This is a genomic window from Vibrio iocasae (assembly GCF_042245395.1).
GTDB classification, from domain to species: Bacteria; Pseudomonadota; Gammaproteobacteria; order Enterobacterales; family Vibrionaceae; genus Vibrio; species Vibrio iocasae.
This window is the reverse complement of sequence record NZ_CP145311.1, coordinates 990514-1014972: the sequence shown is the minus strand read 5'-3', so window position 1 is coordinate 1014972 and position 24459 is coordinate 990514. Positions and strand designations below refer to the sequence as shown.

The 24459-nt window shown below is 44.7% G+C and carries 20 protein-coding genes; 10 read left to right on the top strand and 10 right to left on the bottom strand.

What is annotated here, in order from left to right; all coding sequences use genetic code 11:
* Positions 1-238: 238 nt before the first annotated feature.
* On the bottom strand, positions 239-691 hold the full coding sequence (yfbV, locus tag SNR28_RS14375; protein ID WP_375753318.1) for a terminus macrodomain insulation protein YfbV: 453 nt from the start codon (positions 689-691) through the stop codon (positions 239-241).
* Positions 692-1022: 331 nt separating this feature from the next.
* Here yfbV and SNR28_RS14370 point away from each other — a divergent pair, with 331 nt between their 5' ends.
* The 3 genes from SNR28_RS14370 (at position 1023) to SNR28_RS14360 (ending at position 4931) form a co-directional block, all read left to right on the top strand.
* Positions 1023-2219 carry an acetate kinase gene (locus SNR28_RS14370; protein WP_375753317.1) on the top strand — a complete coding sequence of 399 codons (1197 nt, stop codon included), beginning with the start codon at positions 1023-1025 and terminating at the stop codon, positions 2217-2219.
* A 107-nt stretch (positions 2220-2326) separates the two neighbouring features.
* On the top strand, positions 2327-4462 hold the full coding sequence (pta, locus tag SNR28_RS14365; protein ID WP_375753315.1) for a phosphate acetyltransferase: 2136 nt from the start codon (positions 2327-2329) through the stop codon (positions 4460-4462).
* Positions 4463-4571: 109 nt separating this feature from the next.
* Positions 4572-4931, top strand: a complete 360-nt coding sequence (locus SNR28_RS14360) for a hypothetical protein (protein WP_375753314.1) — start codon at positions 4572-4574, stop codon at positions 4929-4931.
* 87 nt (positions 4932-5018) lie between these two features.
* Here SNR28_RS14360 and SNR28_RS14355 read toward each other — a convergent pair whose 3' ends face one another.
* Complete coding sequence (locus SNR28_RS14355) at positions 5019-5912, bottom strand: Tim44 domain-containing protein (protein ID WP_375753312.1); 894 nt, start codon at positions 5910-5912, stop codon at positions 5019-5021.
* A gap of 247 nt (positions 5913-6159) precedes the next feature.
* Between SNR28_RS14355 and SNR28_RS14350 the strand changes: the two genes are divergently transcribed.
* Genes SNR28_RS14350 through SNR28_RS14340 form a run of 3 tightly spaced genes read left to right on the top strand, consistent with a single transcriptional unit; the run spans position 6160 to position 9583 of the window.
* Entirely contained in the window at positions 6160-6747 is a 588-nt protein-coding gene (locus tag SNR28_RS14350) for a TetR/AcrR family transcriptional regulator (protein WP_375753310.1), read from the top strand.
* Between the two features lie 11 nt (positions 6748-6758).
* The gene (locus SNR28_RS14345; RefSeq protein WP_375753308.1) at positions 6759-8627 is read left to right on the top strand and encodes an MFS transporter; all 1869 of its coding nucleotides are present in this window, start codon (positions 6759-6761) and stop codon (positions 8625-8627) included.
* 38 nt (positions 8628-8665) lie between these two features.
* Positions 8666-9583, top strand: coding sequence for a YeiH family protein (locus tag SNR28_RS14340; protein ID WP_375753307.1), 918 nt, complete (start codon positions 8666-8668; stop codon positions 9581-9583).
* 50 nt (positions 9584-9633) lie between these two features.
* Here the strand turns inward: SNR28_RS14340 and SNR28_RS14335 are convergent, their stop codons facing one another.
* Both SNR28_RS14335 and SNR28_RS14330 read right to left on the bottom strand, forming a co-directional pair.
* Complete coding sequence (locus SNR28_RS14335) at positions 9634-9786, bottom strand: hypothetical protein (protein WP_375753306.1); 153 nt, start codon at positions 9784-9786, stop codon at positions 9634-9636.
* Positions 9787-9876: 90 nt separating this feature from the next.
* On the bottom strand, positions 9877-10758 hold the full coding sequence (locus SNR28_RS14330) for a LysR substrate-binding domain-containing protein (RefSeq protein ID WP_375753305.1): 882 nt from the start codon (positions 10756-10758) through the stop codon (positions 9877-9879).
* Positions 10759-10920: 162 nt separating this feature from the next.
* On the opposite strand from SNR28_RS14330, the gene nagE reads away from it, so the two are divergent.
* Complete coding sequence (gene nagE / locus SNR28_RS14325) at positions 10921-12375, top strand: N-acetylglucosamine-specific PTS transporter subunit IIBC (protein ID WP_375753304.1); 1455 nt, start codon at positions 10921-10923, stop codon at positions 12373-12375.
* Between the two features lie 87 nt (positions 12376-12462).
* On the opposite strand, the gene menE is transcribed toward nagE, so the two are convergent.
* From menE to SNR28_RS14295, 6 genes are all read right to left on the bottom strand, one after another.
* The gene (menE, locus tag SNR28_RS14320; RefSeq protein WP_375753302.1) at positions 12463-13854 is read right to left on the bottom strand and encodes an o-succinylbenzoate--CoA ligase; all 1392 of its coding nucleotides are present in this window, start codon (positions 13852-13854) and stop codon (positions 12463-12465) included.
* Positions 13855-13857: 3 nt separating this feature from the next.
* Positions 13858-14847 carry an o-succinylbenzoate synthase gene (gene menC / locus SNR28_RS14315; protein ID WP_375753301.1) on the bottom strand — a complete coding sequence of 330 codons (990 nt, stop codon included), beginning with the start codon at positions 14845-14847 and terminating at the stop codon, positions 13858-13860.
* A 96-nt stretch (positions 14848-14943) separates the two neighbouring features.
* Positions 14944-15810 carry a 1,4-dihydroxy-2-naphthoyl-CoA synthase gene (gene menB, locus SNR28_RS14310; protein ID WP_375753299.1) on the bottom strand — a complete coding sequence of 289 codons (867 nt, stop codon included), beginning with the start codon at positions 15808-15810 and terminating at the stop codon, positions 14944-14946.
* A 24-nt stretch (positions 15811-15834) separates the two neighbouring features.
* A complete protein-coding gene (gene menH / locus SNR28_RS14305) occupies positions 15835-16662 on the bottom strand; it encodes a 2-succinyl-6-hydroxy-2,4-cyclohexadiene-1-carboxylate synthase (protein ID WP_375753298.1) in 828 nt (275 codons plus the stop codon).
* Positions 16649-18382, bottom strand: a complete 1734-nt coding sequence (menD, locus tag SNR28_RS14300; RefSeq protein ID WP_375753297.1) for a 2-succinyl-5-enolpyruvyl-6-hydroxy-3-cyclohexene-1-carboxylic-acid synthase — start codon at positions 18380-18382, stop codon at positions 16649-16651. Before menD ends, menH begins: the two co-directional genes overlap by 14 nt.
* The gene (locus SNR28_RS14295) at positions 18379-19674 is read right to left on the bottom strand and encodes an isochorismate synthase MenF (RefSeq protein WP_375753296.1); all 1296 of its coding nucleotides are present in this window, start codon (positions 19672-19674) and stop codon (positions 18379-18381) included. Before SNR28_RS14295 ends, menD begins: the two co-directional genes overlap by 4 nt.
* 301 nt (positions 19675-19975) lie before the next feature.
* On the opposite strand from SNR28_RS14295, the gene SNR28_RS14290 reads away from it, so the two are divergent.
* From SNR28_RS14290 to SNR28_RS14280, 3 genes are all read left to right on the top strand, one after another.
* On the top strand, positions 19976-21190 hold the full coding sequence (locus SNR28_RS14290; protein WP_375753295.1) for a pyridoxal phosphate-dependent aminotransferase: 1215 nt from the start codon (positions 19976-19978) through the stop codon (positions 21188-21190).
* A gap of 62 nt (positions 21191-21252) precedes the next feature.
* The gene (gene yfbR / locus SNR28_RS14285; RefSeq protein WP_375753294.1) at positions 21253-21849 is read left to right on the top strand and encodes a 5'-deoxynucleotidase; all 597 of its coding nucleotides are present in this window, start codon (positions 21253-21255) and stop codon (positions 21847-21849) included.
* A gap of 140 nt (positions 21850-21989) precedes the next feature.
* Positions 21990-24458 carry a TIM-barrel domain-containing protein gene (locus SNR28_RS14280; RefSeq protein WP_375753293.1) on the top strand — a complete coding sequence of 823 codons (2469 nt, stop codon included), beginning with the start codon at positions 21990-21992 and terminating at the stop codon, positions 24456-24458.
* Position 24459: the final 1 nt, after the last annotated feature.

Genomic DNA, 24459 nt, shown 5'->3' with positions numbered 1-24459 from the left:
AATTTATTCTTGTTTCAATGCCATTTTGCAAAATATTTATTTTTTAGTTTGTACGCATTTCTTTACGAATGCGTAAACATTATTACCACTATCGTCCAAGAATGGAAGAAAGTTTTAAATATTATTCTGTAAATTGATGGATTGAAGAGATGGATATAGGGAGAGAAGGGCAATAAGAAACAAAAAGCGCGAGTAAAAACTCGCGCTTATCTTCAAACTTGTCAGAGCGTTATTTTGATTAAAACCATCTTTCCAGAGCATTTCTGTCTAACTGACGAAATGCACGGTTCAAAATAACCGCCAACTCTTTGTATCTTGGTTTTGCTTTCGCGGGCTCAAGAGCATACCCGGTTTCGAGAATCTTCTGGTGCAGTTCATGATACCAACCAGCAAGTGCAGGAGGGAGCTTGGTGTTTGAGCGATTACCCAACCACCACATTCCCTGAAGTGGCATACTTATCGCAAACAAAGCCACAACGATAGCCTGAGGCATTGCCTGATAATTCTGAAAGGACATCTGGATTAAAATACTAATTGCTGCAACGGCAGGCATTACCTTCACACCAAATCGCGTCGCTTTGATCACACGATTCTCTGGGAAGATAGGAGAAAGCTCCTTTCTCAAGGGCCAGATATCCATGTATTTCTGTCCATCTCTAAAAGAGTGGACAAAACCTGTCTTATTGCTCATCTCGACCTCACGCTCAAAAAAAGTTTAATCATTCAAATAAAAGTGCAAAAAATTGATGAATGTTAAGGTTTTTCAAATTTTTTTTGTTATATTGGGCCATTATCGTTATTCTTTGCGAGCCCACAATATCATTGTTGCTGTAAGTTACAATATTGGCAAATTTATGATGGTCGATGCAAGGATTGCATATGTGAATACGAGTTGTGTTCACAGTTCTCAACATTAAGGATAATGAAGTATTATTGACCTAGAGTAGCCCGAGGATCTCTCGTTTGAGCTATTCTTGAGACTAATTTTCACCCTTATACAGACGATTAACAGGTATTTAACCATGTCTAAGCTAGTTTTAGTTTTAAACTGCGGTAGTTCTTCACTTAAGTTCGCTATCGTTGACGCAACCAATGGCGACGAGCATCTAACAGGTCTTGCAGAGTGTCTGCATCTTCCGGAAGCACGCATCAAGTGGAAACTTGATGGTAAGCACGAAGCTCAACTTGGTGATGGCGCTGCACACGATGAAGCTCTTTCTTTCATCGTAGAAACTATTCTTGCTTCTAAGCCAGAGCTTTCTGAGCAGCTTAAAGCTATCGGTCACCGTGTAGTTCACGGTGGTGAGAAATTCACTCAATCTGTTCTTATTGACGATGCAGTACTAAAAGGTATCGAAGACTGTGCAACTCTAGCACCTCTTCACAACCCAGCTGCAATTGTTGGTATTAAGGCTGCGCAAAAAGCATTCCCTGGTCTACCAATGTCTGCGGTATTCGACACTGCTTACCACCAGACAATGCCTGAAGAAGCGTTCCTATACGCACTTCCATACGATCTGTACAAAGAGCACGGTATCCGTCGTTACGGCATGCACGGTACTTCTCATCTGTTTATCGCTCGCGAAGCGGCAGAGCGTCTAGGTAAACCAGCAGATGAGCTAAACATCATCAACTGCCACCTAGGTAACGGTGCTTCAGTATGTGCTATCAAGAACGGTAAATCTGTAGACACTTCTATGGGTCTTACTCCTCTAGAAGGTCTGGTAATGGGTACTCGTTGTGGTGACATCGACCCAGCTATCATCTTCCACATGCACGATGCACTTGGTTACTCTGTTGAGAAGATCAACACAATGCTAACTAAAGAGTCTGGTCTTCAGGGTCTTACTCAAGTGACTTCTGACTGTCGTTTTGTTGAAGACAACTACGGTGAGAAAGAAGAAGCAACTCGTGCGATGGACGTGTTCTGTCACCGTCTTGCTAAGTACGTTGCTGGTTACACTGCAACTCTAGAAGGTCGTCTTGACGCTATCGTATTCACTGGTGGCATCGGTGAAAACTCTGCTCCTATCCGTGAGATGGTTCTTAACCGTCTTGGTGTATTCGGCATTGAAGTTGATGGTGAAGCTAACCTTAAAGCTCGCTTCGGTGGCGAAGGCGTTATCACAACTGAAGACAGCCGTATCCCAGCAATTGTTATCTCTACTAACGAAGAGCTGGTCATCGCTGAAGACACTGCAAAACTAGCAGGTCTGTAAGAATAAAGATTAACTGGCTAACGAAAGTTAGCCAGTTTTGTATCGGAGCTCGTCACTTCCCCCTTGCGTGATTTGAGCTAAATCTACTTGCCAAAGGTACTCTACAAATGTCCCGTACTATTATGCTTGTGCCTATCAGCGCTGGTGTTGGTCTAACCAGTGTTAGTTTAGGTGTAATTCGCGCTATGGAGCGCAAAGGTGTAAGTGTTTCTTTCTTTAAGCCTATTGCACAACCACGCCACGGTGGTAACACGCCCGATCTGACTTCTACAATCATTGAAGCAAGCAGTGATATGAAAACTGCAGCTCCGACACCAATGCATGAAGCTGAGTCTCTGATTGGTAACGAGAAGATGGATGTGCTGCTTGAGTCTATCGTTGAACGCTACAACCAGGTTAACAGTGCTGAAGTAACGCTAATCGAAGGTCTTGTTCCAACTCGTAAGCACCCATTCGCAAACCAGGTTAACCAGGAAGTTGCGAAAACACTTGGCGCTGAAATTGTATTTGTTGCAACTCCGGGCACTTACAATCCTTCACAGCTTCGTGAGCGTATTGAGCTTGCTGTTTCCAACTTCGGCGGCACTAAGAATAAGAACATCTCTGGTGTGATTATCAACAAGCTTAACGCACCTGTTGACGAAGCTGGTCGTACCCGCCCGGATCTATCTGAGATTTTCGATGACGCTGATGCAGCAAAACAAGCTGACATTAAAGCGATGGAAATCATCAACACTAGCCCGATTCGTGTTCTTGGTTGTGTGCCTTGGCGCATTGACCTGATCGCAACTCGTGCTATCGATATGGCTAAACACCTTAAAGCTGACATCATCAGCGAAGGTGAAATGTACAAGCGTCGTATCAAGAGCATCACTTTCTGTGCACGCTCTGTACCACATATGATCGAACACTTCCGTCCTGGCTCTCTACTGGTAACTTCAGCAGACCGTCCAGACGTAATCGTAGCAGCAGCTCTGGCAGCGATGAACGGTGTTGAGATTGGTGCTCTACTTCTGACCGGTGGTTACGATCTTCCTAAAGAGATCCAGAAACTGTGTCAGCGCGCATTCGATACTGGCCTGCCAATCTTCCAGGTTGAAGGCAACACATGGCAGACTTCTCTGAACCTTCAGAGCTTCAGCCTAGAAGTTCCAGCGGACGATAAAGAGCGTATCGAGTTTGTAAACGATCACGTTGCTGGTCACATTGACGGCCCATGGATCGACTCGCTAACTGAAGGCACTGGCGGCGTTCGTCGTCTGAGCCCACCAGCATTCCGTTACCAGCTAACTGAGTTTGCTCGTAAAGCTGGTAAGCGTATCGTTCTTCCTGAAGGTGATGAGCCACGTACAGTTAAAGCTGCGGCTATCTGTGCCGAGCGCGGTATCGCAACATGTGTGCTTCTGGGTAACCCTGAAGAGATTCATCGTGTTGCTGAGCAGCAAGGCGTAACGCTGGGTACTGGCGTAGAAATCATCGACTCTAATGCAGTACGTGAAAACTACGTTGCTCGCCTAGTAGAGCTTCGTGCTAAGAAAGGCATGACTGAAGTTGTTGCTCGCGAGAAACTGGAAGACTCTGTATTCCTTGGCACGATGATGCTAGAGAATGACGAAGTGGACGGTCTGGTTTCTGGTGCTGTTCACACAACGGCAAACACCATCGTTCCTCCGTTCCAGATCATTAAGACTGCACCAGATGCTTCTATCGTATCTTCTGTATTCTTCATGCTACTGCCTGATCAAGTACTGGTTTACGGTGACTGTGCAATCAACCCGGATCCAACGGCTGAGCAGCTTGCTGAAATCGCAATACAGTCTGCGGAATCTGCAGCAGCCTTTGGTATCGACCCTCGCGTTGCGATGATCTCATACTCTACTGGTGAATCTGGTAAAGGTGCAGACGTAGATAAAGTACGTGAAGCAACTAAGCTTGCTAAAGAGAAGCGCCCTGATCTAGTTATCGATGGCCCTCTACAGTACGATGCTGCGATCATGGAGAACGTTGCTGCTTCTAAAGCACCTAACTCTCCAGTTGCGGGTAAAGCAACAGTATTTGTGTTCCCAGACCTAAACACTGGTAACACAACTTACAAAGCTGTACAGCGTTCTGCGGACCTTGTATCTATCGGTCCTATGCTTCAGGGCATGCGCAAGCCAGTAAACGACCTGTCTCGTGGCGCACTAGTTGACGATATCGTATACACAATCGCACTAACTGCCATTCAGGCTGATAACGCTTAATTACCAATTATATCAATTGGTTATCAGTTCCAATTTAAAAAGCCAGCCGTGAAGGCTGGCTTTTTTTTTGCTAAAAGTAGTAGCCAGTTCAAATGTAACAAGGAAACACATGGTTGCTATAAAGTTGATTTTATTGGGATTTGTAATCTCGTTACTTTCAGAAAAAGCTTTTGCTGACATTGAGGAAGACAAGAAGCTACACCTCGGTCTCAGTGCGGCTCTTGGCTATGGTACACAGATGGTGACACAGGACTGGATAACATCGTTCGGTGTATGTGTCGCGGTTGGTGCGGCAAAAGAGCTGTACGATAAAATGGATTATGGTCACGCCAGTAGTGCTGATCTAGCTTACAACACAGTGGGATGTGCCATGGGCGTAGGTTTGAATCATCTTGTTGGCCCCCAAATTAGAGTATTTCCAACCAAGAATTTGGATGGCGCAACGCTCAACCTGAAACTGAGCTTTTGAGGCTAAATACTAAGCGTGCTTAATTAACGAAAAAAGCCTCTGAATACAGAGGCTTTCGATATTAACTTAATCTGGAATGAAGTGGTGCTAGCCTTGAATCCCGACAATCAGCCAAGGTGCGTTAGGTGCTGTCAGATCGCGTTCAAGATGCCAGATATCTTCAATATCTTCTTCAATACCTTCAACTGCATCACGGTATCGGCCACTGAACTGAAGGCTTAACTGTGCTTTCTGAGAGTCGTAATCTGCTCTCACAATCTCAGCATCTACATACATCACATCCGTATGCTGCTCACCTTCAAGCTTCGCTCTTTCACTCTTAAGCTCTTCATACAGTGCTGGTGCGACATACTCTTCAATAGTGTGGAGCTCATTGTGGTTCCATGCACCCTGAAGTATACGGTAATGCTCACGCGAACCATTAATGAAAGCTACCTGATCAAATCCCGGTGGATAGTTATGCGGCACATCGCTGTATCCATTGCTACCAAAACCACCTGTCGCCTGAGCACTGCCCTGGCCTTGCTGCTCAAAGCTCTGGAAGTTTGATTGCTGCTTCTGCTCAAACGGATTTTGCGAACCAGAACCATAGTTAGCGCCAGAATACGAATGCTGATTCATACTGCCTTGCTTAGAACCAAGCATGCCTCGCATGAACTTAAATGCAAAGTAAGCAATCAGACCCATAATCAGAATATCCAGGAACTGAATACCTTCAAAAGCCCCACCAAAGAACGCTGCAAGCAAACCACCAGCAAGTAAACCGCCCAGTAAGCCACCCATCAGGCCTCTTTTAGCACCGGCATTTTGAGTCTGATCTTTTTTGATTGAGTTGGTGTTCTGAGTTGTCTGCTTCGGTGCTGGCGCTGTCTTAAAGCTTTTACCAAAAGACTTGCCTCCACCAAACTTCTTCGCCTCGACAATGGGAGACGTTGTAACGGTAAGCATCAACAGAGCTACCATTGCAAAAATACGTTTCATAACTTTCCTTTCACTAGACTAACTATTCGTTATTAGACTTATTCTGACTATATAGTCATATGTTCCATAAATAAATCTTACCTACCATTAACATTGTTTCAGAATGTTAATTAGAGCTTTACTAATTATAGAACCAGCCAAATACCCTAGCACAGTTAACCTTTTTGTATAAGGGGCAGAGGGTTTTCTTGACGGTGATTATTGAGCTACATAAAATATTGAACATTGTTCTATATTTAAGTTTGTCATGGCACGAAGAAACGATCACACCAGAGAAGAGCTGATTGAGTTAACGCTCTCAAAGGTGAAAGAGTACCTAAAAAACAATACTCATCACGAGCTCAGTTTAAGAAAAGTAGCAACCATGATTGGCTATGCGCCAAGCACACTGGTTAACGTCTTTGGAAACTACAACATACTCTTATTGCATGTAGTAGCACAAACCGTCGACGAGCTTAAAGAAGAAGCCGCACTTTCAGTAAAAGAAGCCGAATCTCCCTACCAGGCACTTTACCTGCTTGCCTATTGCTATCACGATTTCGCTAAGTTAAATCCGAATCGATGGCAACTGATCTTCCAGCACACCATGCAAGGTGAAGAGTTACCTGAATGGCAATCTGAAAGGATTGATAATATGACAGGCATGCTAGAACACCTAATTGGCGTGATATCTCCTGAGAAAACACGAGTAGAGATTGTCGAATCAAGCCGTGTACTCTGGGCCGGAGTTCATGGAATCACTCTTTTGAGCGTGGATGATAAGTTTTTTGCTTCAGAGCCTATTGACGGTAAAAAGCTAATCAAAAACCTTCTGGACAACTACCTCGCTCGTTAAAAGGATTACCAATGACCTCTAAAGGTTCACTAATGACGCAAAGGCGCTTTTTGCCTTACTTCGTCACCCAATTTCTCGGGGCATTTAACGACAACATCTTTAAGAACGTACTGCTGATTTTTGTTGCGTTCGCAGGTAGTAGTGCACTCCCCGTATCCTCGAACTTATTTATCAATTTGGCAGCCGGGCTTTTCATTTTACCCTTCTTCCTTTTTTCCGCTTTGGCGGGCGAGCTTGCTGACAAATTTGATAAAGACTGGTTTATCCGAAAGGTAAAACTGGCTGAGATTTGCATCATGGTGCTGGGTGCTATTGGTTTTGTCACTCATAGCTATTCGATTTTGTTGCTTCTTCTATTTTTGATGGGTACTCAATCCGCCTTTTTTGGCCCAGTTAAATATGCCTTGCTACCTCAACACTTGAAGTGCAATGAATTGATCACTGGCAATGCTCTGGTTGAAACAGGTACATTTCTGGCCATTCTGATAGGAACCCTTGGCGCTGGCATTATTGCTTCACAAAAAGGGGCTGAGTATGTCGCAGCAAGCGCAGTGGTTATTTTCGCTGTAGCCGGTTATCTATCCGCCTCTTTCATTCCAAAAACACCAGCAGCAGATCCTAAAGCTAAAATCCGTTGGCGTCCCTGGAGCCAGACACGAAAAACCATTGCGATTGGGAAAAAAGATCGAGTTATTTTTCAGGCCATCATCGCCATAAGTTGGTTCTGGTTTCTGGGTGCAGCTTATCTCACACAGTTTCCGAACTTCACCAAAGTTTACTTAAATGGTAATGAGGCAGCCGTTTCCTTTCTACTCGCACTGTTTTCCATCGGTATTGCCCTTGGTTCACTGCTTTGTGACAAACTTTCCAATGGCAGAATAGAGATCGGAATCGTCCCACTTGGCAGTTTAGGTATTTCAGTATTTGGCTTTTTGTTAGCATCTTCTATCCCTCACGATCTACCGATATTCCTGACATTTTTCGAGTTTATTTCGTACTCTGAACTGTGGCCTCTGTTCATTTATCTAACTCTGCTTGGTACATCCGGTGGGCTGTTTATTGTTCCGCTTTATACCATAATGCAACACAGAGCCAGTGAGAGACAGTGTTCACAGGTGATTGCTGCCAATAACATCTATAACTCAATGTTTATGGTAGGTAGCGCGGTTCTGGGCATCGTCTTCCTTGGGGTACTAGAACTGGAGATTCCTCACCTATTCCTGTTTTTAGCCATACTTAACCTGTGCATGGCACTCTATCTATTCCTTCAGGCCCCTATATACGTAGTCCGGTTTCTGGTTTGGATCCTTACCCACCTACTCTATCGGGTAAAACACGTAAACTTACAGCACCTTCCAGAGAAAGGTGGTGCTCTGATCGTTTGCAACCATGTAAGCTATATGGACGCGCTTCTTCTCAGCGCGGTATGCCCACGTTTGATCCGGTTTGTTATGGAAGAGAACTACGCGAACTTACCGCCCCTAAAACGTTTTCTCAATCGTGCCGGTGTTATCCCTATTGATGGCACCAATAGAAGTTCAGTACGTAAAGCTTTTACCGAAGTAGAAGCCGCTCTTTCAGAGGGACACCTCGTTTGTATTTTCCCTGAAGGGCAACTCACTAGTGATGGTGAAATACATGAGTTTATGCGCGGTGTCGACATCATACTAAAACGCTCTCCAGTCCCGGTAATACCAATGGCGTTAAAAGGGCTCTGGGGCAGTTACTTTAGTCGTTACCGTGGTCGTGCTTGCAAAGGCCTGCCAAAAAGGTTCCGTTCAAAGCTAGAAATAGAAGCATCAGAACCAATACCGGCCAATGAAGCCAGCTGTCTGTTATTGAAAGATAAAGTCAGCCAGTTGCGGGGAAGCTACCGTTAAGTACTTAAAGCGTTGTTGTACTTTTCAGCACTGTAAATATGCATAAAAAAACCATTATTTTTTATTTGTCTGCGATCTTTTGCCTTATGCCGTGGGTGACCTCCCCCACGGCACTGGTGATCGGCTTTTTGCTCTCTAGCCTTGGGCTGGTTCCAGATAATATATCGACAGCCAAACTTACCAAAAAGCTGCTCGCCTGGTCCATTGTTGGGCTTGGATTTGGCATCCACTTTCAAGAAGCGCTTACTGTAACCGGAGAGGGCATAGGTTTAATCGTTGCGACCATTTTTGGAACCCTGCTTATCGGTACACTGGTAGCAAAACAAATAAAGCTGGAACGCAAAACGGGCTACCTGATTTCTGCAGGAACATCTATCTGTGGCGGTAGCGCCATAGCTGCCGTTTCTCCAGCGATACAAGCAAATGAAGAGCAAACAGGCTTGGCGCTCGCTACCGTGTTTGTGCTCAATTCTATCGCCCTGTTTGTATTTCCAGTTATCGGCCACGCATTGGGGTTAGATCAACACACCTTTGGTACCTGGGCAGCAATTGCCATTCATGATACCTCCTCTGTGGTGGGTGCTGCATCGGCATATGGTGAAGAAGCGTTAAAAACAGCAACAACACTGAAGTTAGCTCGTGCACTCTGGATTATACCCGTTGCTTTCTTCAGCGCTTTTCTGTTTAAAAGCAAAAACAGCAAGATGACAATTCCCTACTTCATATTGTTTTATTGCGTTGCTATTTTAGTCAGTGATCACTTACCTCAGTTTGAAGCTATATACCAAGGCATATTCAATATAGCAAAGCAAACTTTGGTTGTTTGTCTGTTCTTAATAGGATGTGGTATTTCAGTAGAGAAGCTAAAAAAAGCAGGAGCCAAACCACTACTGTTCGGTATCGGGTTATGGGTAGCCATATCGGTTTCTTCACTCACTTGGTTGCTTGTTGTATAAGTAAAATGCTGTGTAAGTGAACTATTGGATCGTAAGTAAGTCTGATTTTTTCAACGCGATTGCTTGTCTCGTTTGATGGTAAAAACCAGCATTATGATGGTCAGAAATGCGGATAGCTCTGACAGAGCTCTGATCAAACCCTCAGACTGCATTGCAATCAGAAGCTGGATTGCGACAACTAAAATAAGCAGAACCCGAGTCATCTCTTATTCCTGTTAAGACTAAATACTCGATTATTATGAGCTCAGGTTATATGTTTGTTAAATGCCGTTTTGAACTAAATTATATTCAAATTAAGTAAGTTGATTCTCTACCCAGCTAAGAAAGGTTTTTATCTTCGGGCGGGTTTCCGAGCCTTGTGGGCACAAAAAACAATACTTGAGGCTGGTTTTCATCCCTTCAAACGGGGTAACCAGTTCACCACTGTCTATCATCGGCTTTACAGACAAGTAGCGCCCCATTGCGATTCCCGAAGAGTACCTGGCTGCGGAAATTTCCATTCCCGGGTAGTCGATAATATAAGTTTGCTGACTAGCATTTATATCCAAACCCATATGACTCAGCCACTTTTCCCATGCCCTTGAGCCTTTTGAGTGGAGAAAATTGACTCGCTTCAGTGCTTCTTTGCCATCTTCATACAAACGTAGCCTCTTAGCATATTCTGGTGTACAAACCGGAACATAACTCTCCTCCATCAGAGGCTGGCAATAGACATCATTCAGGTGCTCTCCACCGTAATAAAAAGCGACGTCAATGTTGTTGGCTATGAGATCTTGCTGTTTATCCTGAATCCGGATATTGAGGTTGAAGCCAGGAAAGCGTTGCTTGAAATCAGACAAACGAGGAAACAGCCATCCATTGGCAAAGTTTGGAGAAACGGCAATTGTAAGCTCACCCGTCATTTCCGTGGAGTTGATGTCATTAATATCCGAATAGATGGCATTAAGGGACTTTGTCAGTGTCTTGTTAAATCTTTCGCCTTCGGGAGTCAGTTCAAGCTTTCGTGTTCCCCTTACAAAAAGGCTAAAACCAAGTTCTTTCTCTAACACCTTAATCCGGTGACTCACTGCTCCCTGAGTGATATGAAGCTGAAGCCCCGCCTGAGTAAAGCTGAGGCTTTGCGCAGCCACTGTAAAGGTATGAAGATTTCGCAGAAGCAACTGGTTATTTGTCATCCACTTACACTTATGCATTAAAAAATTTAATTTATGCTATCAAGAATTTAGTTTGTTCGCGACGAGAAATAAGTATTAAATACCGCCGTTAGGGAGCTGGTTCAAATTCCCAATTTATTTCAATTAATTTTTTTGATGAATCATTAAATAGGAATAGTACAGATGAATGTGCTTGGTTATATGCAAAAAGTGGGTAAAGCCCTTATGGTTCCTGTCGCAACACTTCCCGCTGCGGCAATCCTTATGGGTATTGGTTATTGGATGGATCCTGTAAGTTGGGGGGCGGACAATCTGTTTGCAGCTTTCCTTATTAAGTCTGGTAGCGCCATTATAGATAACATGGCCTTACTGTTCGCTGTTGGTGTTGCATTCGGTTTGAGTCATGATAAGAGTGGCTCTGCTGCTTTGTCGGGTTTTGTCTGCTTTATGGTAGTAACAACCCTGCTAGAGCCTGAATCAGCGGCACAACTGTTACAAGTGCCAGCATACGAGGTGTCGGGATCTTTCGCCAAAGTGGGTAACCAGTTTGTAGGTATTATCATCGGTATTATCTCTGCTGAGATCTACAACCGCTTCTGTGACGTAACACTTCCAAAAGCACTGGCATTTTTCAGTGGTAAACGTCTTGTACCGATTCTGACGTCTATCGCTGGTATGGGTTTGTCATTTGTACTTCTTTACATCTGGCCCGTTGTATACGATTCATTGTCTGTATTCGGCACTCAGCTTCAATCTATGGGGGCGGTAGGCGCAGGTCTGTTCGGCTTCTTTAACCGCCTGATGCTGACTATCGGTATGCACCACGCACTATACCCTGTGTTCTGGTTTGATGTTGTAGGTATCAATGATATTCCTAACTTCCTGGGCGGTGCGCAGTCTATTGCTGAAGGCAGAGCAATTGTGGGTCAGACGGGTATGTATCAGGCTGGCTTCTTCCCAATCATGATGTTCGGCCTGCCAGGTGCTGCACTGGCTATCTACCACAGTTCTCACAAGAAAAACCGTAATGCAACGTTTTCTATTATGCTTGCAGGTGCATTTGCTTCATTCTTTACTGGTATCACAGAACCGCTAGAGTTTAGCTTCATGTTCCTTGCTCCGGCACTCTATTTCATCCACGCCGTTCTGACAGGTATTTCACTATACGTTGCAGCAAACATGGAGTGGATTGCAGGCTTTGGCTTCTCTGCCGGCCTAATAGACTTCCTGTTATCCACTCAAAATCCGTTAGCGGTTAACTGGTATATGCTGATCCCACTAGGTATCGTGTTCTTCGTGGTTTACTACAGCGTGTTCCGTTTCGCTATCGTTAAGTTCAACCTGAAAACACCAGGTCGTGACGATAACGAAACAGCCTCAGAGATCGCAGATAATATCCCAGAGCTGACGAAAGAATATATCGTAGCAATCGGTGGTGCAGATAACATCGTAGAAGTGGACAACTGTATCACTCGTCTGCGTTTAACCGTTAAAGACTCATCTCTTGCTGACTCAGCAAAACTTAAACAGCTAGGTGCTGCTGGAGTTGTGCCAATTGGTAAAGGCGGTCTTCAGGTTATTGTTGGTCTGGGTAAAGTGGACAAAGTCGCTGCGGAAATGAAGAAAGCGCTGGCTTAACCTTAACAAATCTCAGAAACAAAAAAAGCGGTGATCACCGTCACCGCTTCCCCTTCGGGGTTCCCCCTGAAGTGCTTTTTCGCTTAGTCACCGATTCTGCACTTCTTTTTTATACCAGCTTTTAAGCGCTTTACGGGATACTTTGATATTACCACTATCCATCTCAGGCATAGGGTAATACGCATCAGGTATTTTGAACTTCACCAGTTTGTCGGCTAACCAATCACTCAGTTCTAGCTGTTCAAGAGTTGCGTCAGACTGAACAAGCGCAACAGGCCTGTGCCCGAACTCTCTGTTTTTGACCGGAATGATTATCGCTTGGCTAATCAAAGGATGCCTGTTCAGAACGGCTTCAATCTCTTCACAATGGATGTTCTCACCACCAGAAATAAACTGGTTATCTGCCCTGCCTATGACTTTAAGCTCATCTCCGACCCAAACACCCAAATCTTTAGAGTTGTACCATCCATCTGTAGTCAGAGACGTCAGCTTCCCTTTTCGGTAGTAGCCTTCTGCAAGGGTTTTTCCACCAATAAAGATCGTTTCACCTTGAAGCTTAATCTTTCTACCGGACAAGAGATATCCGACGCCTTCCGAGCTATCTGCTCTCTTCGCTGTCACCGTTGATGCCGCTTCTGTCATGCCGTAGCCAACCCAGGTTTCAATCCCCCTTTGATTGGCACGCTGAGTTAAGTCGGTGGGAATATGGCTACCACCTAGTAACACTCGCTTCAATGTCAGAGCGTTTCCACTATCAAGAAGGCGCTTTAGTTGAGTAGCGACAAGCGACGCGTGGGTAACCCCTTCGAGATCCTTACCTAAATGTTCGCCCGAACCTATTTTTATCTTTGCTCCCGAAAAGAGCCAGCGCCAGACTATCGCCAAACCCGATACATGATATGTAGGCAAACTGAGTAGCCAGCAGTCTTCACTCTCAAATGTTATCTGCTCTAACAAACCTTTAGCAGAAGCGATATGCTGTGAAGCCGTATGAGCAACCGCTTTAGGTTCTCCTGTGGTACCAGAGGTGAAGACAATGCTTGCCAGAGGTGAGCTCGGGCTTACGTTGTGTTCAGATACTCGGCCTGTCGGAGCGTCCGTTTTGATCACAACCTCATGGTAGCGAGCTGCGCGTTCAAGCTCTTCTTCAGAAAAATGTTTGCGAGACTCTTTCCCCCACCAGACATGAGAACACTCAAGAACATTAAACTTTCTCTCCAGTTGCATCTCAGGTTGAGGGCATATAAAAGCAGGTACCGCTTCTATCTCTAGCAATGCCAGATAGATAAACAGTAGATCCGGACAATTTTTAGCAACCAGAGCAATAACATCATTTTTTTCTATCCCCTGCCTTATCAGGTTCCAGCGGATATTTCTGACAATCGCCTCTAACTCCTTCCATGTATAAGACCCGCCAGGAGTATAGAGTGCAACTTGCTCTGGTTTCTTAAGTGCCCAGTCGGCAACCAGGGTAGACATCAATTAGCTCTGCCAAACCACTTCTTGATCATGTAAACGCACCACAGGTAATTCACATTTCGGCCATGCCACTTCCAGTTGCTGACCAAACAACTTAATGGTGTCTAATCCTGGAACTTCATTTGGTGTCAGCCATTTGGCGATTCTTGCGAGCTGATTTAATCCAAGGCTTGATTCAATACTGGAACTGATAACAACGTTAATGGCTAAACGTGATGCGTCCTCAACTAATGCCTTACAACGTGCAATAGAGCCGATCAAGGTTGGCTTGATAACAATAACCTTTGCCCCAGTCAGGTTCTCCAGTTCAAAACCTGGTTCTTTCACTGCGTTTTGTAGTGTTTCATCCCAGGCAATCGCAATGCCTGTGTCCATAGCGAAAGCGAAACTCTCTTCAGGCTTTTTACAAGGCTCTTCCAAAAACTCAATGCGTTGACGATAAGAGGGATTGATGTATTTAGCGAACTTTTGTGCTTTATCCGGATTCCAGGCACGATTTGCATCAAGGCGCAGAGTTAAGTCAGGAATACTTTCCAGAAACAGATTCACAATCATGCCATCACGAATAGGCTCATAAAGTCCGACCTTTATTTTGGCGACTTTCTTCTCTGTCGGCAGGGAATCCAAAGCAGGGATAAGTTCATCCGGATCACCTGAGCACAATGGCGCGCTGTAATAGTTTCCACCTTCAGGGAGTTCTCCTGCTAACTCACATTCGGCGACAGATATGCCAAATGCTACTGAAGGATGCAGTGCATCAAAGTCGACAGACTGATTTGAAACCCAGAGCTCAAGTTGCTCCTGTGCCTGTAAACCCGCTTCTTCAAAGGATTCTCGGCTAAATCCGGGTAATGGTGCAATTTCACCATAGGCAGTTTTACCATCTTCCGATAGTTCAACTATCCAACCATTTCTATGTACCAGTTTCTCATCGCGAAGCACGACACCACTATCCATAGGAAGTTGGTAACGATATAACTTGGCATTACGCATGGGGAATTTCTCTTTATTTGGTAAGCAATCGAGGGAGTACCTCGGAATCCCTGCAACGCTTTATCAGCGAAGCAGGGAGAGTAATTAAGTTCTCGGTTATGGGTTACGAGGGAACTTAGAGAAGTCAGGTCTTCTCTTTTCGTTAAATGAATTGCGTCCTTCCTGCCCTTCTTCCGTCATGTAGAACATCATGGTTGCATTACCAGCCAGCTCTTGCAGGCCTGCCTGACCATCACAATCAGCATTAAGTGCAGCTTTAAGGCAGCGAAGTGCCATCGGGCTGTGCTGAAGAACTTCACGGCACCAGCGAACGGTCTCTTTTTCCAGGTCCGCTACAGGAACCACTGTATTTACAAGGCCCATATCAAGTGCTTCCTTAGCATCGTAGAAACGGCATAGGAACCAGATCTCACGAGCTTTCTTCTGGCCAACGATGCGAGCCATATAAGAAGCACCCCAACCACCATCAAACGAGCCGACTTTAGGACCAGTTTGACCAAACTGCGCATTTTCAGCAGCGATTGTCAGGTCACACATCATATGAAGTACGTGACCACCACCAACAGCCCAACCAGCAACTGAAGCGATAACCGGCTTAGGACATGTGCGAATCTGACGCTGGAAATCAAGAACATTCAGGTGATGTGTACCTTCGTCATCTTTGTAACCGCCGTAGTCGCCACGAATCTTCTGGTCACCACCAGAACAGAATGCATCTTCACCCAGGCCAGTCAGAATGATAACACCAACGTTCTCATCATAACGAGCATCCGCAAGTGCCTTCATCATCTCTTTTACGGTTTGTGGACGGAATGCATTACGTACCTGAGGGCGTGCGATAGTAATTTTAGCGATGCCATCTTCAGACTTGTGGAAATGAATATCTTCATATTCAGAACTACAGTCATTCCATGCTACCGGTGCGTAAAGTTCTTCTTCAGTAATTCCAACTGTTTTTGCCATTTTCTATTCCAAGTTTGTTCTTTCTTAACTTAAGGGTGTTGTCTCACCCAGTTGATCACGAATCAGCTTCACAAAAAGCTTTGGAGCCTCTTTGTGGACGTTATGTCCAGCCCCCTCTACTACTGAATAGGATAGCTTGCTTTGCTCTGCCAATTCGAAAAATTTCTTATCTTTTTCGCCACAAATATAGTGTAGCGGAACATTGATATTTTGGAGCCTATTTAACAGGTAAGGCTGCTTCCCTAACGAAGTTGCCATCAACATGGCAGCAACAGCCTCCCCTTTATTAGATGCACGAGTTGAAACCAAATTCTCTCGTTGCTCCTTAGTAAGAGAAGCAAAAACAGGCTGCTGATACCAGTCCGCTAACACTGTTCGAATCTCTTCATTATTAAATCGCCCAGTCCAATGCTGATCGTTGACCAGACGTTGCTGTTTTGCTTCGTCCTCTTTTAGACCGAAGTTTCCACCTTCAATAAAGGCTTGGACTACATTCCAGTTTGCATAGAAGCATTGCGTCAGGGAATACATCAAAAGGCGAGCTCCGAGGGAATAACCTATCAGCACCATTGGTAACTGCTGACTTAATCCTGCGGATTGTAACTGAAACTCTACCGCCTTTTTTATTTGCTCACTGGCATCATCAAAACTATCACAGCGCATACCCTGACTTTTTCCATGACCGGGAAGGTCGACAGTAATTCGATGATATTCGCTTAGCTCATCAACTATGTTCGACCAATCCTGCCCATCCCCCAACAAACCATGTACAAACACCAATACTGACGAATCAGAATTCCCCCTATCTTTGAGGTGGCGCGCTTCAGGTGCATGGTAATTAGTGGCTAACATTTATCGTTTTCGAAACCAGCTCTTTTATCGCCAACGTTGCTTGCTCTGGTGGTGTTTGAACTTCGAGTAACAAGCACCCCTTACCGTCTTTTAAATGCTTGTCGGTCATGTCTGCCAACTCTGTCATGGTTGACGGTTTGTTATATCCAAGACCAAACTGAGCTGCCGCATGTTCAAACTGATACCCATGTGGCATTTGATACAACGACTTCTTTTGCTGCTGTGGTACAGGTAGCAGGTCGAATATAGCCCCACCATCGTTGTTGGTAACGACAATAACCATTGGCTTTTGACATTTACCAGCCAGTGCCAACGAGTTCAAATCGTATAACAGAGAAGTATCACCAAGCAGCATGAGTAACGGTTGGTTTTCCGCCTTTTGTACCCCAACAGCAGTCGCCACCAGCCCATCTATTCCGGATGCTCCCCTGTTAGTAAATACTTGCTTTTGGTTAACTTTACCAACCATATCCAACAGTCGAACAATCAAGCTATTGCCAATAAACAGAGTATGTTCACTCTCGATACGAGCAAGCTTATGAGCAAGCTCAACTTCACTCAACTGCGTCGAAAACTCCATGCTAGAACTCACGGTCTCTGAAAACTGCTTTAGCTCATCACACCAATGCTTATGCTGAGAACGAACACCTTCAACGCTTCGAATCTGTTCGATCAGCCAGTCAGAAATGTTCGCAGCGATGTGCGTCATAGATAAATGGTTTGGGTTTAAACGCTGAGTTGATTCAGAAACCAAAACAAGTTGAGCACAACCACTCTTAACAGCATTCTTAATGAAAGCATCGGCTCTTTTGGAAACCAGACGAGCACCCACCTGAACAATCAGTTCACATTCATCTAACTGATCAGCCGCATTTTTATTCTGAAGCCAGATATCAAAGTAAGCCCATTCGCTCGTTGTGCCTGATTGTGGGTCACATAACACAGGCCAGCCTAAACATTCTGCTAACTGTTTAGCTTTAATGGCTTCCTCTAGCGCAACATTACCTACAACAATCAGTCCCTTTTTAGCAGCAAGGTTCGGCAAACATTGCTGGTTGTTCGCGTTCGGTTTTTGTTGTTCGATATAGGTGCAGCTACCTAATTGCCAATTACTCACACTCTGTGTGTATTCTGAAAGCAGCGCTTTACTTTCATTGGAGTAAAGCGGCTCTGGGAACGGACAGTTGATATGTATTGAACCACCAAACTCGCTCTGCTGATACATCTGTTGGTCAACACTACTCAATAGCCAGTTGAGTGGAATTTGCTGGGCTGGGCTAGGCAAGTTTAAAGCACCTGTTACATGGGAGCTGAATATGCCGTTCTGATTTATTGCCTGATTTGCACCACAACCAATAAGTTCTGTAGGACGATCCGCAGTAAGCACCACCAGCTTCTCTTTGGTCAATCCAGACTCTGTGATAGCAGGAAGCAGGTTCGCAACTGCAGTGCCTGAGGTGACAATAATGGCAACAGGTTCTTTACTGGCTTTTGCAATACCCAGAGCTAAGAATCCAAGTCCTCGCTCATCAAAGTGTGTGTGAATTGTAAGCTTGGTATTTTCTTCTGCTTCAAGAGTTAACGGGGTGGACCGGGAACCGGGAGCGATGCAGACATGCTTTACGCCAAACCTTGTCAGCTCCTCCAGAATTGTCTGGCTCCAGATGCGGTTTAATATGGCCTGATGATTAGGGACAGCGTTGCTCTCGGGGTTGCTCATGAAGCAACCTCAATGGAAGTGTTTTCAGTCAGAAGAGACAATAGCGTTGCCATTTTTCTATCCAGCTCCTGCCATTCGTAATCTGCGTTAGAGCCCGGGACAATACCGGCTCCGGCAAACAGTTCAACTTTATTATTCTCAAAAAATGCACTTCGAATCGCGACACAGAACTCCGCTTTCTGATGACTTATAAACCCAAGCGAACCACTATACCAACCTCTGGCAAACGGCTCATTGTCACGAATAAAGTTTATTGCGGCCTCTCTGGGTAATCCTGCAACTGCGGCAGTTGGCTGGAGAGCCGAAAGTAACTGAACACCATTAACACCCATCTTCAAACTTGCGCGAATAGCCTTTTTCAGGTGCTGTACTTTGCGCAATCGAATGAGGTTCGCTTCTTTCTGCGCATCGATCTCATCTGCGTGTGGAGTCAGCCGTTCAACAATATCATCAACCACATACTGGTTTTCTTGCAGGTTTTTCTTGTCCTGAGCCAGCCAGTTCGCCAATTCCATATCTTTCTGAGCATTCGGACCACGGCCTATCGTACCCGCGACCGCTTCTGTTTCCAGCTCATTTCCAATCCGGCTATATAGACGCTCTGGCGTAGAGCCGACAAAAGCAGATTGGCTATCAAGAGCAAACAAGAAATGAAAACTGTGATTATTTTGCTCACGACTCGCTTTAATCAGCTGCGCAGGAGAAACACCCCCATTTAAGATGAGCTCGGTTTTTCTCGCCAATACTACTTTTTTAAATTGGTCTTGCTCGATGCTCTCTAGTGCCGTGTTGACCATTTCCGTCCACACGGGTAACTCTGGAGCATGAGTGACAGAACTTATGGTGGCATCGAACAGGGGAAGTTTTTGAAACTCAGAACTTAGCTTGCTTAAAGCTGCTAATGCGTGAGACACCTCGTCTCCGACATTGACGTTCAGAGTCCAATGTTGATCGAAGCGAATGAGTTCAATTTGGGGTAGGAAAAAATAAGACGGCATTCTTTCGTCTTGGCTGTCGTACGCTCTGCCGCCCCATACTCTCTGATCATCACTCAATATGGCATAGGCTGGCGCTGGCTCGGTAAATGTGTGAATTTTACCCAACGCAACGACTTCTTCCCTCGTGTCGCGGGATTGCCAAAAAAATCTTGGATAATGAGGCTGAGCCTCCAGCCAGTCAATCGCAGAAAAATCAGAAAAAATTTCAATATCCTGTGAAATACGACAATTCCGCGCATCGCTACTCTTAACTTTCTGTGCTAATGCAGCAATCGCTTTATAAAACTGGACCAAATCTACCTCTTAAATGGAGCAAATCTACACGTTGTAACTGTTTTAAGCATATAAGAGGAATACTCTATTTGCAGACCCGCAGCAAATCAAGTTCACTGCATGGTTTTGTGCGCCTTGCTTATGCAATATTAGTTATCAATCTACCCAATCTGACGGGACAAGAGAAAAAATCGGCAAACCCTAGCAAGTTCGCTTACTCTGACCGTCAATAGAATGTTAATTTCCAACAGATTTTTATTCTATCAATTGGTTTTTTGGTGTACTTTAATAAATCAAAACAAGAAATATCAGGAAATTCACAATGCAAAATATCGGGATGTCATCAAAACTCGATAATGTCTGCTATGACATTAGAGGACCAGTACTAAAACATGCTAAACGCATGGAGGAAGAAGGACATAAAATCCTGAAACTCAACATTGGTAATCCCGCCCCATTTGGTTTTGATGCCCCTGATGAAATCCTTGTTGATGTTATTCGTAACCTGCCAACATCACAGGGTTACGCTGACTCCAAAGGTCTATATTCTGCGAGAAAAGCCGTCGTTCAGCACTACCAAAAAAGAGGTATTCGTAGCCTTGATGTGGAGGATGTCTACATTGGTAACGGTGTATCTGAGCTAATTGTGATGTCAATGCAGGCGCTGTTGAATAATGGCGATGAACTTCTTGTCCCTGCACCTGATTATCCGCTTTGGACAGCCTCGGTTTCTCTGTCTGGTGGTAAGCCTGTTCATTATATCTGCGATGAAGAATCTGACTGGTATCCTGACCTTGATGATATCAAGAGCAAAATTACAAAGAAAACTCGTGGCATCGTACTGATCAACCCGAATAACCCGACAGGTGCAGTATATAGCCGTGACTTCTTATTAGAAGTCCTTGAAATTGCGCGTCAGCACAATCTGATTATTTTTGCCGATGAGATCTACGACAAAGTACTGTACGACGGTGCTACTCACACCTCCATCGCGACCCTAGCCGATGACGTTTTGATAGTGACCTTCAATGGGCTTTCAAAAGCCTACCGCGTATGTGGTTTCCGAAGCGGCTGGATGTTTATGACAGGCCCGAAACACCTTGCTCAGGGATATATTGACGGCATTGAGATGCTGGCATCCATGCGACTGTGTGCCAACGTTCCTATGCAGCACGCGGTTCAAACGGCACTTGGTGGATATCAGAGTATTAATGAACTTATTCTTCCTGGTGGGCGTTTACTTGAGCAGCGTGACAAGGCTTATGAACTTATTACACAGGTACCTGGTATAAGCTGCGTGAAGCCAAAAGGGGCGATGTACCTGTTCCCTAAAATCGACACCAAAATGTATAACATCAAAGACGATCAAAAAATGGTGCTCGATTTTCTTATTCAGGAAAAGGTGCTGTTGGTACAGGGCTCAGGCTTTAACTGGCCTAAACCAGACCACTTCAGAATTGTAACGCTGCCTCATGTTGAAGATCTGGAAGCAGCAATTGGTAGATTTGAGCGTTTCCTGTCTACCTACCAACAGTAAAATTTCCTATGATAAAAGCTCCCGTAAGGGAGTTTTTTTATACCTAAAATACGGATGTTGTAATGTCAGAATCAAATAACCAAAGCCACTTCTTTGCTCACCTAGCCAGAATGAAGCTTATTCACCGCTGGCCACTAATGCGCCTCGTATCTAAAGAGAACATTTCTGAACACAGCTTACAGGTTGCCTTTGTCGCTCATGCTCTGGCAGTAATAAAAAACAAGAAGTTTAACGGTGAGGTTAATCCGGAAAGAATTGCAATATACGGTATGTATCATGATACCAGCGAAGTACTCACGGGCGACCTGCCCACTCCAGTTAAGTACTTTAACCCGGACATAGCCAAAGAATACAAGAAGATAGAGTCTGCCGCTGAACAAAGATTGCTCTCTATGCTACCAGAAGAGTTTCGCGAAGATTTTGAACCATTCTTAGTGTCAGAATCGGTTCATCCCGAAGACAAAGCAATAGTAAAACAAGCGGATACTATTTGCGCCTATCTAAAGTGTCTTGAAGAACTCTCTGCAGGAAACCATGAGTTCGTGCAGGCGAAAAAAAGATTAGAGTCGATGTTGAAAGAAAGGGAAACACCCGAAATGCTCTACTTCCTGGAAACTTTTGCACCTAGCTTTGAGCTTTCTCTGGATGAAATCAGTTAAGCCAGATAATAAATACTATCGCTAAGGTGTTGAATTGTTCGTCTCTACCGAACATAGAGTTCACTCTGGATGTTTAATCATTAAGGTGGTTCCGATGTACGATGGCTAAACCCAGCCCATCTTCAGTACAAGGACGAAACATGCAGCAACCTACTACTATTTCGGGGGTTAACTATGACCGGTTCGGGGTCACATTTAACCTTGATCTCGGCCAGTTAACACTTCGCCCCATCTCATCAAGTGCGTTCAGATTATCAATGCAGTTTCTAGATGAATCCTCCCTTGAATATGGCCAAGCCAATGTAGAGCCAGCAGAGTTAACAGACACAATAGCGCTATGGATGACCAATATCCGCACGGCATTAGATTCTGGTTCTGTGATCGAGCTGCCACTGGGAGAATATAGAATCCAGCTGCATCAACGTCCCCTTTATCTAGCCGTGCTTCATCAAGACAGTATAATCTATCAAGATCTTCCTAGAAGAGCATACATACTGGATACCAATCAGCGACGCGCTCACTATCACCAACGAGAGGATAATGACTACTATTACGGTCTTGGTGAAAAAACGGGAGTTCTGGAACGTAGCGGCCGCCGTTTTCGTATGAATAATGTTGATGCTGTTGGCTATGATCCAGGCAGTGGTGACCCTCTATATAAACATATTCCTTTTTGGGTACGTTACAGGCCTAACGATAATCACTGTGTTGGGCTCTACTATCACAATGCACATCCGTGCGAGTTTAACATTGGCTGCGAACGCAGTGGGTACTGGGGAGCATACGCTAGTTACCAAGTGGATAGTGGTCAAATAGATTATGTGATGATGTTAGGTAAGACACCCGCGAAAATTTTGTCTCAATATCATGAGATTACAGGGTATGCTTGCATGCCAACCAAAGCATCACTTGGATACATGGGCTCAACCATGTATTACACAGAGCTAAGCAAGGGAGCAGACGAAGCCGTCCTTGGTTTTGTAGATGAATGTCAACGCCAATCAATCCCTTTAAGTGGTTTCCACTTATCTTCCGGCTATACCAAAGGGGCAGATGGAAAGCGTTACACCTTCAACTGGGACAACAATAATTTTCCTGATCCGCAAAAGTTTGTAGCTGACATGCAAGCTAAAGAGATGGTTCTGTCACCTAATGTGAAACCTGGTTTACTGACAACGCACCCTTTGTGGCAAGAGTTCGATCAAGCCAATGCCTTTATCCGCACAGCCGATGGGGAAAAGTCAAAAATCGAACGCTTTTGGGGAGGAGATGCATCATTTGTAGATTTTACCAATCCGGTAGGCAGAGAGTTGTGGACTAAGTATCTGAAACTCTCGCTAGTTAACAAAGGCATTGTGTCTATATGGAATGACAATAACGAATTTGAAATGGATGGGGACGCACAATGCAATGGGGATGGAACTGCGCAAAATGCTAGCGCCCTTAAACCGGTATTGAGTAACTTGATGGCACAAGCTAGCTATGATGCCATCATAGGTGATAAAGAAGGAAAAGGCCGAACCAGACCATTTATACTTAGTAGAGCCGGGTTTGCTGGTATTCAGACAATAGCTCAAACATGGTCTGGCGATAATGACAGTAGCTGGAAGTGTTTTCGCTACAACATCGCCACCATGTTAGGCATGAGCTGGTCCGGGGTCGCATTTAACGGCATGGATATTGGTGGTTTTACTGGCCCTGCACCGAGTCCAGAACTATTCTTACGCTGGATCCAAAACGGAATCTTCCATCCAAGGTTCTGTATTCATTCAGTTAATAGCGACAACACGGTGACAGAGCCATGGATTTATCCAACCATTTTGCCTCAGATTCGCAAAGCGATGCAGTTTCGCCAACAGCTCCTGCCCACTTTATATAGTGTATCTCGTCAGGTAGTTCTAAAAGGTAGTCCAATAGTTACTCCACTGAGCTACTTTGATATTGAAGATCCGAATACACGTGAAATCGACACGGCGTTTCTTTTGGGAAACTCATTGTATTGCGCAGCGATTGTTGAACCAGAAGTAGACTCGCTAGATATTTATTTACCCAAAGGTGAGTGGGTAGATTGGTACACCGGAGAAAGGTTAACTGGTGGCATTTATCATCAAGTAAAGACGCAACTGGACTATAGCCCTTTATATATGCGAGCAGGTAGCGGGGTATTTATTGATACTTCAGACCAGGAGTCACCAAACGGTCTGGAGATAATACTCGCAGCATGGAAAACCGGGCAAGCATATTTTTATGATGACGACGGTAAAACCATGGATTTTGAGTTGGGAGAATACCATCAGAGTGAGTTTGAGTGGCAGGCAAAAGCGTCACAGATCAAGCTCACGGTCAAACAAAAAACTAACTTCATCCCCCAATGGAAGCAGGTCAGGCTAACATTACTGGTACAGGAAAATTGCCCGCATCAGATAGTCATCAACAACCAGCCTTTGGAACAAGTTTTGTACCAACATCAACTCAACAAAAAGAGCTGGCATTATGATATGGAGAAAAAACAAGTGACTTTGCAGTTCGATCACTCATTCTGGAAGTTAGAGAGCGCTGAAATTACCCTTAATTTTGATCAATATATGGTCATTTCCATGGATGATTAAC

Coding starts and splice junctions, on each gene's coding strand:
- yfbV (WP_375753318.1), bottom strand. CDS start 691: ATGAGCAATAAGACAGGTTTTGTCCACTCTTTTAGAGATGGACAGAAA.
- SNR28_RS14370 (WP_375753317.1), top strand. CDS start 1,023: ATGTCTAAGCTAGTTTTAGTTTTAAACTGCGGTAGTTCTTCACTTAAG.
- pta (WP_375753315.1), top strand. CDS start 2,327: ATGTCCCGTACTATTATGCTTGTGCCTATCAGCGCTGGTGTTGGTCTA.
- SNR28_RS14360 (WP_375753314.1), top strand. CDS start 4,572: ATGGTTGCTATAAAGTTGATTTTATTGGGATTTGTAATCTCGTTACTT.
- SNR28_RS14355 (WP_375753312.1), bottom strand. CDS start 5,912: ATGAAACGTATTTTTGCAATGGTAGCTCTGTTGATGCTTACCGTTACA.
- SNR28_RS14350 (WP_375753310.1), top strand. CDS start 6,160: ATGGCACGAAGAAACGATCACACCAGAGAAGAGCTGATTGAGTTAACG.
- SNR28_RS14345 (WP_375753308.1), top strand. CDS start 6,759: ATGACCTCTAAAGGTTCACTAATGACGCAAAGGCGCTTTTTGCCTTAC.
- SNR28_RS14340 (WP_375753307.1), top strand. CDS start 8,666: ATGCATAAAAAAACCATTATTTTTTATTTGTCTGCGATCTTTTGCCTT.
- SNR28_RS14335 (WP_375753306.1), bottom strand. CDS start 9,786: ATGACTCGGGTTCTGCTTATTTTAGTTGTCGCAATCCAGCTTCTGATT.
- SNR28_RS14330 (WP_375753305.1), bottom strand. CDS start 10,758: ATGACAAATAACCAGTTGCTTCTGCGAAATCTTCATACCTTTACAGTG.
- nagE (WP_375753304.1), top strand. CDS start 10,921: ATGAATGTGCTTGGTTATATGCAAAAAGTGGGTAAAGCCCTTATGGTT.
- menE (WP_375753302.1), bottom strand. CDS start 13,854: ATGTCTACCCTGGTTGCCGACTGGGCACTTAAGAAACCAGAGCAAGTT.
- menC (WP_375753301.1), bottom strand. CDS start 14,847: ATGCGTAATGCCAAGTTATATCGTTACCAACTTCCTATGGATAGTGGT.
- menB (WP_375753299.1), bottom strand. CDS start 15,810: ATGGCAAAAACAGTTGGAATTACTGAAGAAGAACTTTACGCACCGGTA.
- menH (WP_375753298.1), bottom strand. CDS start 16,662: ATGTTAGCCACTAATTACCATGCACCTGAAGCGCGCCACCTCAAAGAT.
- menD (WP_375753297.1), bottom strand. CDS start 18,382: ATGAGCAACCCCGAGAGCAACGCTGTCCCTAATCATCAGGCCATATTA.
- SNR28_RS14290 (WP_375753295.1), top strand. CDS start 19,976: ATGCAAAATATCGGGATGTCATCAAAACTCGATAATGTCTGCTATGAC.
- yfbR (WP_375753294.1), top strand. CDS start 21,253: ATGTCAGAATCAAATAACCAAAGCCACTTCTTTGCTCACCTAGCCAGA.
- SNR28_RS14280 (WP_375753293.1), top strand. CDS start 21,990: ATGCAGCAACCTACTACTATTTCGGGGGTTAACTATGACCGGTTCGGG.